At 38.2% G+C, this 14,818-nt stretch carries 12 protein-coding genes; 1 reads left to right on the top strand and 11 read right to left on the bottom strand.

All coding sequences use genetic code 11. From position 1 onward, the window contains the following. Positions 1-231 precede the first annotated feature (231 nt). The 9 genes from H131_RS04940 to H131_RS04900 form a co-directional block, all read right to left on the bottom strand. A complete protein-coding gene (locus tag H131_RS04940; protein ID WP_010857971.1) occupies positions 232-1,026 on the bottom strand; it encodes an ABC transporter ATP-binding protein in 795 nt (264 codons plus the stop codon). Between the two features lie 113 nt (positions 1,027-1,139). After that, the gene (locus tag H131_RS04935) at positions 1,140-2,864 is read right to left on the bottom strand and encodes an ABC transporter ATP-binding protein (protein ID WP_010857970.1); all 1,725 of its coding nucleotides are present in this window, start codon (positions 2,862-2,864) and stop codon (positions 1,140-1,142) included. A 380-nt stretch (positions 2,865-3,244) separates the two neighbouring features. Next, complete coding sequence (locus H131_RS04930; protein WP_010857969.1) at positions 3,245-5,143, bottom strand: AraC family transcriptional regulator; 1,899 nt, start codon at positions 5,141-5,143, stop codon at positions 3,245-3,247. 128 nt (positions 5,144-5,271) lie between these two features. Continuing rightward, positions 5,272-6,555, bottom strand: a complete 1,284-nt coding sequence (gene rho / locus H131_RS04925; RefSeq protein WP_010857968.1) for a transcription termination factor Rho — start codon at positions 6,553-6,555, stop codon at positions 5,272-5,274. Between the two features lie 334 nt (positions 6,556-6,889). Beyond that, positions 6,890-7,846, bottom strand: coding sequence for a class II fructose-bisphosphatase (glpX, locus tag H131_RS04920; protein WP_010857967.1), 957 nt, complete (start codon positions 7,844-7,846; stop codon positions 6,890-6,892). A 95-nt stretch (positions 7,847-7,941) separates the two neighbouring features. Then, complete coding sequence (locus tag H131_RS04915; protein ID WP_010857966.1) at positions 7,942-9,228, bottom strand: UDP-N-acetylglucosamine 1-carboxyvinyltransferase; 1,287 nt, start codon at positions 9,226-9,228, stop codon at positions 7,942-7,944. 60 nt (positions 9,229-9,288) lie between these two features. Next, on the bottom strand, positions 9,289-9,939 hold the full coding sequence (gene fsa, locus H131_RS04910; protein ID WP_010857965.1) for a fructose-6-phosphate aldolase: 651 nt from the start codon (positions 9,937-9,939) through the stop codon (positions 9,289-9,291). A gap of 151 nt (positions 9,940-10,090) precedes the next feature. After that, positions 10,091-10,945 (bottom strand): class II fructose-bisphosphate aldolase, encoded by an 855-nt coding sequence (locus H131_RS04905; protein ID WP_010857964.1) that lies wholly within the window; start codon positions 10,943-10,945, stop codon positions 10,091-10,093. A 400-nt stretch (positions 10,946-11,345) separates the two neighbouring features. After that, positions 11,346-11,720, bottom strand: coding sequence for a response regulator (locus H131_RS04900; RefSeq protein ID WP_010857963.1), 375 nt, complete (start codon positions 11,718-11,720; stop codon positions 11,346-11,348). 162 nt (positions 11,721-11,882) lie between these two features. Here H131_RS04900 and H131_RS04895 point away from each other — a divergent pair, with 162 nt between their 5' ends. Beyond that, the gene (locus H131_RS04895; RefSeq protein WP_010857962.1) at positions 11,883-12,413 is read left to right on the top strand and encodes a DUF2529 family protein; all 531 of its coding nucleotides are present in this window, start codon (positions 11,883-11,885) and stop codon (positions 12,411-12,413) included. Positions 12,414-12,658: 245 nt separating this feature from the next. On the opposite strand, the gene H131_RS23435 is transcribed toward H131_RS04895, so the two are convergent. Together H131_RS23435 and H131_RS04890 are read right to left on the bottom strand one after the other, a co-directional pair. Then, the gene (locus tag H131_RS23435) at positions 12,659-12,910 is read right to left on the bottom strand and encodes a transposase (protein WP_080647621.1); all 252 of its coding nucleotides are present in this window, start codon (positions 12,908-12,910) and stop codon (positions 12,659-12,661) included. Between the two features lie 178 nt (positions 12,911-13,088). Further along, positions 13,089-14,681 (bottom strand): CTP synthase, encoded by a 1,593-nt coding sequence (locus tag H131_RS04890; protein ID WP_010857959.1) that lies wholly within the window; start codon positions 14,679-14,681, stop codon positions 13,089-13,091. Positions 14,682-14,818 lie beyond the last annotated feature (137 nt).

Here is a 14,818-nt window from a genome sequence, read left to right as displayed (position 1 = left end):
TTTTCCTCCTTTATATCTATCCGATTAAAAATTCATCCCACATTTGACGGGCTATAAAACTACCACCACAGCATTTGAGTGAAATCAACATTTTTGAAGAGCGTTTCACTTCCTGTAAAAGCTCGATTTGTTAAGGTCAACCTGGTATGACGGTCTTAGCTTAGTTGCTCTTTCTTCTTAAGAGAATTAAGAGCTCTCCAATGGTGGGAAATTTACTTTAACTACTCAGCATTACTTATTTTTTTCATATAATTGGTAAGATAAGCAAATTGGATTATTGCTATACGGACAAAGGGCCATCGTCGCATCAATATTAAATACTTCTTGTAAGTTTTCCTTTGTCATTACTTCATCTGGTTTACCACTTACTTTCAATTGCCCGCTTCTCATCGCAATCATAAATTGAGAAAAACGAGAGGCATGATTTAAATCGTGCAATACCATAACAATCGTGCGGCCCTCTTCTTCATTTAACTTTTGCAATAATAAAAGAATATCTAGCTGATGCGCTAAATCCAAATAGGTTGTTGGTTCATCCAGTATAAGAATATCTGTACCTTGAGCTAACGCCATAGCAATCCATACTCGTTGACGCTGACCGCCCGATAATGCCTCAATTGGACGATCACTAAATTCCCTTAGTCCTGTGACATCAATAGCCCAATGAATATATTCAAAATCCTCCTTACGCAACGTACCAAAGCCTGTTTGATGTGGAAATCGACCGTAGGATACTAATTCAAAAACTGTCAATCCACCTGGAGCTGTTGCTGTTTGTGGCAGAATTGCCATTCTCTTAGCAACCTCTTTTGTTTTCAACTGATGAATTGCTTTTCCATCCAAGTATACAGCACCATCTTGTGTTCTAAGTACACGTGCCACAGCCTTTAATAATGTAGATTTCCCACATCCATTGGGACCGATAATTGTAGAAATTTGCCCTTTTGGAATCGCTACACTTAAATCTTCCACAATTAATGTAGATGAGTAGCCTATGGCAACATGTTCTATTTCAAGGACTGACATATTAAACTTCCTTTCCCTTTTAGGAATAAATTTATTGTTAGATAAAGGTGTAGAAATGATAAAGCAAAACTACCATTTCTACACTATGATTGAACGCTCTTTATAAGTATAATTTAAATTTGCAAACCAAATTGCGCTGTATAAAGGCCATAATAAGCATTTTGGATATTCATTAATTCATCATGTGTGCCTTCCTCAATAATGCCTTTTTTTGACACAACAACGATGCGATCAGCGTCTTTAATGGTTGCTAAACGGTGAGCAATAACTAATGTAGTACGTCCAATGGATAGTTCATTTAATGCCTGTTGGATTGCCTTCTCTGTTTCTGTATCTAATGCAGAGGTTGCCTCATCCAAAATTAATATTCTTGGGTTTTTCAGGAAAATACGTGCTATGGACAATCGTTGTTTTTGCCCTCCTGATAGCTTGACTCCACGTTCACCAATTAAGGTATCCATGCCCTCTGGCAAGGCATTAATAACTTCCTCTAACTGTGCACGCTTTGCAGCATGCCAAATATCCTCTTCACTGGCGTCTAAATCACCGTAAGCAATATTTTCTCGAATTGTGCCATCAAATAAGAACACATCTTGCTGTACAATCCCGATATGTGCACGAAGAGATTGTAACTTGAAATCTCGTATATCGATTCCGTCAATCTTAATAGCCCCTTCACTTACCTCGTAAAAACGTGGTAACAGACTACAGATGGTTGATTTACCTGCCCCTGAAGGTCCAACAAGTGCAACCGTTTCACCCGGACGAACATTAAGATTAATATTATTTAAGGCGCGTTCATTATCTGTGTAACCAAAAGATACATTGCTAAATGCGATGTCTCCTTCTATGACTTCAATACTCTTCGCCTCTGGGCGATCAGCAATTTCTGGTGCTGTTTCAAGGAAATCAATATAACGTTTAAAACCAGCCATCCCTCTTGGGTAAGTCTCTATAAACATATTAATTTTGTTAATAGGTCCTAAAAGAATACCTGATAATAGGATGAAAGCGATAAACTCACCATTGGTTAGCTGCCCTTGTAAAACAAAGTACGCACCTACAAAAAGTGTGAATAATGATAAAATTTTTGTTAAAATACCTGAAATTGCTTCATTCCACGCCATTACTTTATAAGAAAATAGTTTGGTCGTTCTGAATCGATTATTATTGACCTTGAAGCGTTTAATTTCATGTTCCTCATTGGTAAATGCTTGTACAACTCGAATACCACTTACATTGTTTTCTACACGTGCGTTAAAATCGGCGATATCTCCAAACATTTGACGGAACGCTTTTGACATAAGCTTGCCAAAAAATATCGTAAGCAAAAGAATGATTGGTACCAGAATAAATATAAGCAGTGTGAAGGTTGGATCAATGTAAAACATCACGCCGAAAGAGCCAATAATCGTCATGGCAGCAATAAACATATCCTCTGGACCATGATGTGCAAGCTCACCAATATCCATTAGATCATTTGTTAAGCGTGAGACAAGATGCCCTGTTTTGTTATTATCGAAATAACGAAAAGAAAGTTTTTGCACATGACTGAACGATTCCCTACGCATATCTGTTTCAATATTAATCCCTAACATATGTCCCCAATAAGAAACTATAAAATCTAAAATCGAATTGAATATGTATAACAAGAGCAACAGCAAACTCGCCATTACAATCCACTTTAGTTCACCATCAGGAAGGATGTCGTCAATCACCTTATTTAATACCAATGGAAAAGCTAACTCGATGAGGGCTGCCAAAATAGCACAAGAAAAATCTAGTATAAATAATCCCTTATATGGCCTGTAATAAGAAAAAAAACGTTGTAATAACATTGGTGAGACCTCCCATTTCTTTAATACTATTTCTGTATTTTTACTATAGATTTATTACACCAATAATTGATAATGATTATCATTATTGATTAAAATATACAATACTTCCAATTAAGATTGCAATCTTTTTGACTAACACTGAAAACCTCTTACCTATTTAATAATCTAGTAAATGAGCTACCCGACTATATATCAGGTAGCTCATCCCACACAATATTTGTTTATTGCTTTGAAATCGCTTTTCTACAATTTAGTCAGCCATGCTTGTCAATCGATTGCAGTTAATAATCAAACTGATTAAAGAATATTTAATTTCGTTATCACATTATGTAGTCACTACTATATCCGCTTTATAAACTGTTGTTCACAGTTATAATTAGCTATTTAGTTTTTTGTGACTCTGTAAATTCTACAATTTTATTGGCCATATCCTCTGCTTGATATAAACCCGATAGCGGATCAGAAGCAAAATAATGCTCTGGTGATAAATCAATTATTTTATTATTTTTTACAATATCTAAATTGGTCCAAGTTGATGGAAGTTCTCCACCCTTATTAAAGAAATTTATGAGAAATACATAATCACCAACGTAGTCACCTACTACTTCATAGGAGATATCATAGCGCCCACCACCAGATTCTTTCGTATCAAAGAGTTCTTGTACTTTCTCTTGTGGCTTCATGTTCAGTATTTGGTATAATGCTCGACCGCCTGACACGCTATTATTCGCTACGATTGTTGCATTTTTTTCAAATAGATCAAAAATAGTAAAAGTAGCCCCTTCTGGTATGGCAGCATTGATTCTGTTCTGTGCATCAGCTATACGCTTATCGAAATCTTTTACAAATGCAGTTGCCTCTGCTTGTCTGCCAAGATATTCACCCATTGCCTTGATTTCGTCAGTTGCCGTTTTATGGACTGTTTCAGAGAACACGATAGTTGGTGCTATTTTTTCATATTTCTCTACATCTTCTTTATTCCACGTAATAATTAAATCCGGTTTTAATTCTAAAATTTTCTCCAAAGATGTATTTCCGTCTGTTCCAATATTATTAATTTCTCCATCTTTATAATATGGTTTTAAAAACGCAGCAAAATCTAAATTAGCTGTGACGGCTCCTACTGGCACAATATCTAATGCTAGAATCTGACCAAGATACCAATCTGTTACTATTCGTTTTGCCTTTACTGGAATTTCCACTTCTCGCCCACTATCATCTGTTATCATTCGAGTTGTAGCTTCTTCAGTCTTAGGTGTCTCTTCTTTGTTGTCCGCTTGATGAGCTGTATCTTCACCACATGCTGCAAGTAATACCAACAGACTCAACAAAAAAGGCATCTTTATATGTTTCATCATGAAATCATTTTCCCTACTCTCAAATCGTATTGCTTGCGCGAGCTGATTCTCATTGTATTGAAAATGATTCTCATTTGTAATAGCAAATTCGGCCATACCAGATGTATATTTCCGCCTAAAAATACTTGGCGCCATATTTGTTTCCTTTTTAAAGGCTCTGCTAAAATAATATTCATCTTCATAACCAAGCGATATTGCTATTTCTCTGATACCATAATGATTTGACAATAGGTAATGCTTCGCTTTTTCAATTCGAAGTTGCTGTAAATAGATTTGTGGGCCAATACCAAAACGATTCTTGAAAGTACGTAGAAGATGTCTTGTACTGATTTTGAGCGAATCTGCAAGTGTCTGTATAGATATTGGTTCATGAACATGTTGTTCTAAATAGAGACGTGCCGCTTCTACTTTATCCATTTCATGTGGCTTACCCAGCCCCTCATTCAGCTCTTGAAAAATACGATAGATGAGTTCATAAAAAGATGCCTTGACTGATAGATGTTCCTGGATAACGCTTGTCTTCCATTTATCGTACATGTCTTGCAGTAACATATGTATACCCAGAGCATTAGCGGGTACACAGGTAAAATCCGTTTGAAAAGGTTGATACTGCATGTGTAAATGTTGTAAAAAAGAATCTGCATAAATAACATCACCTTTATAGTGAATCATGTAGTAGCTAATACTTTCCTTTACTTTTATATGTAGTGATTGCGATTTTCCAATATGGAAAATACTAAAGTGTTGTACTTGATAAGGCTGATCGCCAATTAAAACTTCTGCCTCGCCCTCTGTGATGACAAGTAGCGTGCTATGATTTACTCGCCTATCTATTCGTAAATCAGTTTTATCTACATAATCAAACTGTTTCAGCTTGATATAAGTGTTCTCCCAAAGCAGCATATACGCCTCATAGTTCATATCTTTCTCCTTTTGAAATGAAATAGTTCTATGTCAATTATATTGATAACGATTATCAATTTCAATTGATCTTTCAAAACAAAAAAAATCACCACTAACTAATTCTAGTCAATGGTGATTTTTTATAGTTATAGTAAACCTTTACCTTTTGTTGCTTTCTTCATATCTTCATTTAGCTTCTCGAAAAATTCTTCGTTTGATTTTGTTGTGCGTAACTTCTTCAAGAAACGCTCTGAAAAATCTTGTGCATCTGAAAATGTTTTTCGAATTGCCCATAGTTTTTCTAGTTGTTCAGGTGCAAGAAGCAGCTCTTCCTTACGTGTACCTGAACGACGAATATCAAGCGCAGGGAAAATACGACGCTCTGCTAATTGGCGATCTAGGTGAAGTTCTAGATTCCCTGTTCCTTTAAATTCTTCATAGATGACTTCGTCCATTCGTGAGCCAGTGTCGACTAAAGCCGTAGCTAAAATTGTTAAGCTACCACCTTCTTCTATATTACGGGCAGAACCGAAGAAACGTTTAGGTCTATGAAAAGCAGCAGGGTCAATACCACCTGATAGTGTACGACCACTTGGTGGAATAACTAAGTTATAAGCACGTGCTAAACGGGTAATGGAATCCATTAATATAATTACGTCACGTTTATGCTCGACTAAACGACGTGCACGCTCTAAAACGATCTCTGCAACCTTCACGTGATTTTCTGGTACCTCATCGAAAGTAGAACTAACTACATCTGCATTCACAGACCGTTCAATATCCGTTACTTCCTCAGGACGTTCATCAATAAGTAATACAATTAACTCTGCTTCCGGATAATTCGTAGTAATTGCATTCGCTATTTCTTTTAATAATGATGTTTTCCCTGCTTTTGGAGGCGCTACAATTAAACCACGTTGGCCAAAACCTACAGGTGCCACTAAATCCATAATACGAGTCGATAAATTTTGCTGCGTTGTTTCAAGCTTGATTTGTCGATCAGGATATAACGGCGTTAATGCCGGGAAATGCACACGTTCTTTTGCAACTTCAGGGTCTTCACCATTTACAGCGTCTACTTGTAGCAGACCGTAGTAGCGTTCATTTTCTTTAGGTGGACGTACTTTACCAGATACCTTGTCCCCATTACGGAGGTCAAAGCGTCGAATTTGAGAAGCAGAAATATAAATATCCTCTTTACTTGGCGAGTAGTTAATTGGGCGAAGGAAGCCAAAGCCCTCCTGCGAAACAATTTCAAGTACTCCCTCCATGAAAAAATAACCCTCTTGTTCGGAACGCGTTTTCAAAATAGCAAATATTAATTCTTTTTTTGTTAGCTTGCTATAATATGAAATTTTATATTGGCGTGCGAGGGCGTAAAGCTCTTTTAACGTCATGTTTTCTAATTGAGCGATTGTCAATGCAGACATATGCACAACTCCAGTCTTTTTCAAAATATATTGCTTTTGTGGGGTTATCATTGAAGTTTTTACGAAAGGCTCTGTTAAAACGGTTGATATCTGTACCTGTAATACGCTCTATTTCCTAGGGGGTAGTGGCTAAGCCGCATCTCCGCTTTGCACTACATATAAAGGTCTTAGCTTCACTGCTAATCCCTTAAGAGTAGAGCTACAGCTACTCTCCAATCAACCATACAAAACATTGGAGTATAACATTGCCTTATAAACTATGGGATGGTTTAAATTAAGAAGAAGGTACCTAGCACAAAAAGATGCGCTAGGTATATTTTAGAAGAAATTATTATTAATAGCTAGGTTTTTTCTCAAGAGCGTGACGACCTTCTACAAAACGGACAGTACCTGATTTCGCTCGCATAACTACTGAATGTGTTAATGCGTAGGCACCTTTATACTGAACTCCTTTTAATAGCTCGCAATCTGTTACAGCGGTTGCTGCGAAAATTGCATCGTCCCCTTTTACTAGGTCATCTAAGTAAAGAACTTTTTCAACATCTACGCCCATTTTTTTGCAACGCTCTAGCTGTTCCTCATCTTCTGGCACTAGTTTCGCTTGGAAGTCTCCACCTAGGCATTTTAATGCAACAGCAGAAATTACACCTTCTGGTGCACCGCCCATTCCGAACATAATATCAATGCCTGTTTCATCGAAAGCGGTGTTAATGGCTGCCCCAACATCGCCATCTTGGATAAATTTAATTCGAGCTCCAGCCTCACGAATTTCATCTACAATTGCTTGATGGCGTGGACGGTCTAATAGAGTAGCTACCACGTCTGAAATATCTTTATTTTTTGCTTTTGCTACTTGTAATAAGTTATAAGTAACTGAAGCATTAATATCAACTTTCCCTGCCGCTTCTGGTCCTACTGCAATTTTCTCCATATACATATCAGGTGCATTTAATAGATTACCTTTATCTGCAATAGCTAGTACCGTCATTGCACCATTTGTACCTTTAGCCACAATATTCGTACCTTCTAAAGGGTCAACTGCAATATCTACTTGAGGACCACCATTACGAAGGCCAAGCTCTTCTCCAATATAAAGCATTGGCGCTTCGTCCATTTCACCTTCACCAATTACTACTGTAGCATGCATTGGAATTGTATCGAACATTGAGCGCATTGCTGTCGTTGCTGCATCATCTGCCTCAATTTTCAAACCGCGACCCATCCATTTCCCGGATGCGATTGCTGCTGCCTCTGTTACTCGTACTACTTCCATCGATAAACTACGTTCCATTGTTGTTTTTCCTCCCGTTAACGGCATATTTCATTCGCCGAAACATTCAAATTACCTCTATTGTAACATAATTGGCTCAAAACTTTTACCACACATTATTCCTTTAGCTCAGCTACACCGACCATTATTGTCTCACGTCGAATATCTGCGCCTAAATCACGTAATTTTTCAATAAGTGAGCTATAGCCTCGTTCAATGTGATAGATATCGTGAATTTCAGTTTCACCTTCAGCTAATAATCCAGCTAATACTAAAGCTGCACCAGCGCGAAGGTCTGTCGCTGTCACATTTGAGCCATGTAATTTATTTGGGCCAGAGATAATCGCTGTATTTCCTTCGACACGTGCATTTGCATTCATACGACGAAGTTCATCTATATGCTTAAAACGGGCTGTATATATTGTGTCTGTTACCTTTGAGGAACCGAGTGCCTGGGACATCAACACAGAAAGTGGCTGCTGAATATCCGTAGGGAATCCAGGATACACTAACGTTTTGACATCAACTGCTTGCAATGTAGTAAGGTCCGTTTTCGGAACAAAAATACTTTCCTCACCAATTTCAATTTTCACACCCATTTCACGAAGCTTTGCTGTAATTGCCTCTAAATGTAGTGGAATGACGTTATCTATGGTAATGCCATCGCCAACTGCAGCCGCCATAATCATAAAGGTTGCTGCTTCAATTCGATCAGGGATAATCGTATGCTCTGTGCCGTGTAGCTCCTCAACACCGTCAATACGTATTACACTCGTACCTGCCCCTTTAATATTGGCTCCCATGTTGGTAAGAAGTGTTGCAACATCGATAATTTCAGGCTCTTTCGCCGCATTTTCAATAACTGTACGCCCTTTTGCACGTACAGCGGCCAACATAATGTTAATTGTTGCTCCAACACTGGCAACGTCTAAATAAATTTTTGCGCCAATTAATTCATCCGCACGTAAATAGATTGCTCCATGCTCATTTGTAATTTTAGCTCCAAGTGCCTCAAAACCTTTTATATGCTGATCAATTGGACGCGGTCCTAGGAAACAGCCTCCCGGTAAACCAATCACAGCTTTTTTAAAACGACCAAGCATTGCCCCCATTAGATAATAGGAAGCACGGAGTTTTTTCACGTTACCATTCGGCAATGGAAGTGCAATCATATCAGACGGATCAATAGTCATTTTACCGTCCTCAAAAGACACTTCTCCGCCAATTTCTTCTAATAGCGCCTTCAAAGTCCAAGCATCTGAAATTTCTGGTATCCCTCCAATAGTCACTGGAGAGTTCGCCAAAATTGATGCTGGAATTAAGGCGACTGCACTATTTTTTGCACCACTAACTTTAATTGTACCTCTTAGACGATTTTCGCCTGTAATTTTGTATACATCCATTTTGCGTTCTCCCTCATGATTGGAAAGTAATTTTTGCGTCTGGCTCACTTTATAATCTTATTATTCGCCTTTTCTCTTATTCCAATCCGCTAAAAATCCTTCAATTCCTTTTTCCGTTAATGGATGATGGAAAAGCTGCTTTAATACTTTATATGGAGTTGTTGAAATATGCGCACCTGCGAGTGCTGCTGCCGTTACGTGTTGCGGGTGACGAATAGAAGCTGCGATAATTTGCGTGTCGATATTATGGATTGTGAAAATATCTGCGATAGTTTCAATAAGCTCTACACCATTTAGTCCAATATCATCTAAACGACCGATAAATGGTGATACATATGTAGCACCTGCACGAGCGGCCATTAACGCTTGGTTTGCACTGAAAATTAATGTTACATTGGTTTTGATGCCTTTGTTCGCAAAGAAACGACATGCTTCTAAGCCAGCTGGTGTCATAGGTAATTTAACAGTAATATTTGGTGCTATGGCAGCCAGTTCCAGTCCTTCTTTAATCATACCTTCAGCATCCAGTGCAATGACTTCCCCACTTACTGATCCATCTACTAGCTCTGCAATCTCACGTAGTCGATCGTGGAATGATACGTTTTCTTCTTTAGCAACTAATGAAGGGTTTGTTGTAACGCCCGATAAAATACCCCATGCATGTGCTTCTTTAATCTCGTCAAAGTTAGCTGTATCAATAAAAAATTTCATATAATTTCCTCCCAAACCCTATTTTCTTAAATTATTAAATATCTGTTAAAAAGTTGTTATTTCAAAAACAAGAGAAGGTCGACTACAAGCATCAACACTTCTCTTATTATGTGTATTCATCTATGCTTTTGTACCATATTAGATGCAAAAATTATGCTTTTTGTGAACTGCCGAATTCGCGAATTTTACCAGTAACGGTTGCTTTAATCGCCTCACGTGCTGGTGCTAAGAATTTACGAGGATCGTAAACAACCTTATCATTGTCAAGGATTTCACGGATAACTTTTGTAGCAGCGATTTGATTTTCAGTATTGACGTTTATTTTTGCTGTACCTAATGAAATCGAGCGTTGAATATCTTTTGTTGGGATACCTGTACCACCATGTAATACTAACGGAAGATCTGCTAATTTAGAGATTTCTTCCATTTCTTTAAAACCTAGGTTAGGTTCACCTTTGTAAGGACCATGCACAGAACCAAGTGCCGGAGCTAAGCAGTCAATATCTGTTAACTCAACCATTTTACGGCATTCTTCAGGATCAGCATACATGATACCACCGATTACACCATCTTCGTCGCCACCAACTGTTCCAAGTTCCGCTTCGACAGATACTCTTTTAGCGTGAGCGTATTCAACCACTTTTGAAGTGATGTCGATGTTTTCTTCAAATGAGTGATGTGAAGCATCAATCATAACAGAAGTGAAACCTGCATCAATCGCTTCTTTACATTTATCAAAACTTGAGCCGTGATCAAGATGAATAGCTACTGGAACAGTTATACCGTATGATTCCATTAAGCCTTGTACCATTTGAACTACGGCGATAAAGCCGCCCATATATTTACCCGCACCTTCAGATACGCCTAGGATTACCGGTGATTTCTCTTCTTCTGCTGCTTGTAAAATTGCTTGCGTCCATTCAAGGTTGTTGATGTTGAATTGACCAACTGCATAACCTTCTGCCTTCGCCTTAATTAACATCTCTTTCATAGATACCAATGCCATAGTAAAAATCCTCCTTATAGGACTATTCTTTATACATAAATGTGCTATTCAATCATAGCAAAAATAGAGAACGCTGAAAAGTATTTTCAGCGTTCTCTATTTTCTGCGCAAAAGCGAAGTGACAACGTAGCGACAGCGCCCATGTTTTCTGGACCGAAAGCGAAGTGCACACGAAGCAGCAGGTACAAAATGAAAAGTATTTTCAGCGTTCTCTATTTTCTGCGCGAAAGCGAAGTGACAACGTAGCGACAGCGCCCATGTTTTCTGGACCGAAAGCGAAGTGCACACGAAGCAGCAGGTGCAATTTTTTTCAACAAGAAAGTGAAGTGATATTCGCAGCGGTAACATCGAAGTTCTATGTCTATGCTATTTAACAGCAGTGAAAAACAGGCAATGTTTATCACTGCCTGTTGGTTTGACCTTTTAATGTTTTATTGACCTCATCACGTACTTCAAAAATATCAAAAGGTTTTGTAAAGTAACGAATAGCCCCTAATTCCAGAGCTTCCTGAACAACGTCTAGTTCACCATAAGCAGTCATCATAAAGACCGGGGTTTGTGGCCATTTCTCTTTTAAATGCTTTAATATTTCAATGCCATCCATTCCAGGGATCTTCATGTCTAGTAATACACAATCTATTTCTTCTTCTTCTGCATAACGTAGTGCTTCCACACCATTCGCTGCTAAATATGTAATGTAACCTTCCTTCTTTAACACTTCATTTAAAAGCAAACGAATGCCTTGCTGATCATCGACAATTAGTAATCGTTTCACATTTCATTCCGCCCTTTTTGAATTATTATGCTTGTACAAAAGCATCCTATAATATGTATAATTCTCCTTTAAAATCTTAATACCTTCTAGTATTATAAATTATCTGCTATTGCTTTTGCTTTATACTTATTTCAAACATATAATATTGAATGAGGTGGAACCATGTCAAAAATTCTAACGACTCAACTAAGTGGACTTCTTCAAAGAATAACACAAAGCGAAGAAGAAGCTATCGAAGAAACAGCAAGATTACTTGCACAAGCAGGTATCGGGGTAGGCCATGTTTATTTTGCTTGCTTTGGTGAAATGCAAGTTGTCGAATTAAATGCACGCCAAGGTGTGGAACAATTTTCTAAGCTGTTACCATGGACTGATAATACTGTAGTGAGTGAAGTTGATCGTGTGTGTATCTTTACGCGTAGTGCACAGGATCGGGATGCCTTAGCATTAGCACAAAAATTAAATAATAGTTTTATTCCATTTGCAGCAGTAGCTAGTGAAGTAGCTAATTCTGATAATCCGTTAGCGGATTTAGCGTATACATATATCTCTACCCGTATGCGTGGTGGCTTACTACCTAACGACTTGGGTGAACGCATTGTTGTTCCACATGCAATTGCCGCTCTTTTTATCTATGAGGCTGTAAAGATCGCATATGATGAAATGCTCGGACTCAATGAAGAAGAACTATAAGTGCTTAGTTCGAGGGTGATGAATACTTGCAAATTAAGTTTACTGCCCACTATGGTAGGACAAATCACACTAAAGCTCTAAACGTGAAAAGCTCCCTTCACATGGGAGTTTCAGACTGGAAACAAACTCAAAAAATTGAGTTTGTTTCCAGTCTTTTTTCTTTTAAATATTTTTTAATCCCTCGTAAGACTGTCCAACACATACCATGCTCTTCTTTCGTATCTACAAATACACGTACAATCGTTTCATTTCGACGCATAGATTTGTTTCATGTCACTTTGATAATGTAAATGATCGGCTTCTTCCACATGAAGCGCCCAAATAGGACGTTCAAAGATTTTTCGATAATCCTTACTTGTCGTACATGGAGTCAATAACGGACAACTTGCGCATCGAAGTGGATTGGATTTATACTGTCTTCTATCTTCTTTCGTTGTCATTGAATAGGTTACTCTAGTTGATTGGGGCACAGGCGGTGACTTCTGAAAAAATAGCATGAGCGAAAAGGCCCCACAGGAGCATAGCGTCGAGGAGACTGTATTATGCCCCGAAAAGCGTCCGACGTAGCGGAAATCAACGGGTTCATATAGAGACTTCTGTTATTTTATACTGTACTTCGTTTTGATAAAGAAAAGAGTTGACTCAAAAATTATTTGAGTCAACTCCTTGTGGTTTTTATTTAAATGTTGCACCGATAAAATCACGGAATAATGGTTGTGGTCTGTTTGGACGCGATACTAATTCTGGATGGAATTGACAAGCTACAAAGAAATTGTTCTCTGGTAATTCGATAATTTCCACTAGTTTGCCATCTGGGCTTGCACCTGAGAATACTAGACCTGCTGCTTCCATCGCTTCACGGTATTCATTGTTAAATTCATAGCGGTGACGGTGGCGTTCATACACAAGTTCTTTTCCATAGGCAGTGCTTGCCTTTGAACCAGCTTGTAATTTACATGGATACAAGCCTAAACGTAATGTACCACCAAGGTCTACGTTATCGTTTTGATCCGGTAAGAAGTCAATTATCGGATACTGTGTTGCTGCATCAAGCTCTGTAGAATGCGCACCTTGTAAACCAAGTACGTTACGTGCAAATTCTACTGTTGCTAGTTGCATCCCTAAGCAAATCCCTAAGAATGGAACATTATTTTCACGTGCATATTGCGTTGCTAAAATTTTACCTTCTACCCCGCGATCACCAAAGCCACCTGGTACTAATATAGCATCTGCTTCTTTTAATAGTGTCGCTACATTATCAGCTTCTACATGTTCTGCATTGATCCAATCAATATCGATATCTGAATTAAATGCATAGCCTGCATGCTTTAATGCTTCTACAACAGAAATGTAAGCATCTTGTAGTTCTACATACTTACCTACTAATGCGATTTTTCTTCTGTTTGGTAAGCTTTTCACTTTCGCTACAAGATCACGCCATTCTTCCATATCCGCTTCTGGCGCTTCAATTCCAAAATGATCAAGCACGATATCATCGATGTCTTGCGCATGAAGATTTAAAGGAACTTCATATAAATGTTCCGCATCACGAGATTCAATTATTTCATGTGGCTGTACGTCACAGAATAATGCTAATTTTTCTTTCATGTCTTGTGGTACTTCTTGCTCTGTACGCACAACAATAATATTTGGTTGGATTCCTAAAGAGCGCAATTCTTTTACAGAGTGCTGAGTTGGCTTAGTTTTCAATTCACCAGCTGCTTTAATGTAAGGAATAAGCGTACAGTGAACATACATGACATTGTTATGTCCTAGATTCGTTTTCATTTGACGAATTGCTTCAAGGAATGGTAGAGACTCAATATCACCTACTGTACCGCCTACTTCTGTAATAACAACATCAGCATTTGTTTCGCGGCCTGCACGTTGAATGCGTTCTTTGATTTCATTCGTAATATGAGGAATTACTTGTACTGTTCCACCATTGTAATCACCACGACGTTCTTTTTGTAAAACAGATTGATAGACACGACCTGAAGTTACTGTTGAATGTTTCCCCAAATTAATGTCGATGAAACGTTCATAGTGACCTAAGTCTAAGTCAGCTTCAGCACCATCATCTGTTACAAATACCTCGCCGTGTTGATAAGGACTCATCGTACCTGGATCAATATTGATATATGGGTCGAATTTTTGTATTGTTACTTCCAACCCACGGTTTTTAAGTAAACGTCCTAAAGATGCTGCAACAATTCCTTTACCAAGCGAAGACACTACCCCACCTGTTACAAAAATATACTTAGTCATGAAAAAATTCCTCCTTATATTGTTCTAGAAATTGCTAATAAGAAAAGTGCATTCACGCCCTTTTGTACCTAACTCTATAGTACAGGGAAAGATGTGCCGCTGATGCTTCACTTTTTGGAGGGCTTGATGCGACCTCT

This window comes from Lysinibacillus sphaericus OT4b.31, assembly GCF_000392615.1.
Classification (GTDB): domain Bacteria; phylum Bacillota; class Bacilli; order Bacillales_A; family Planococcaceae; genus Lysinibacillus; species Lysinibacillus sphaericus_B.
The sequence above is the reverse complement of the archived record's forward strand: the minus strand, read 5'-3'. Positions and strand labels throughout refer to the sequence as shown.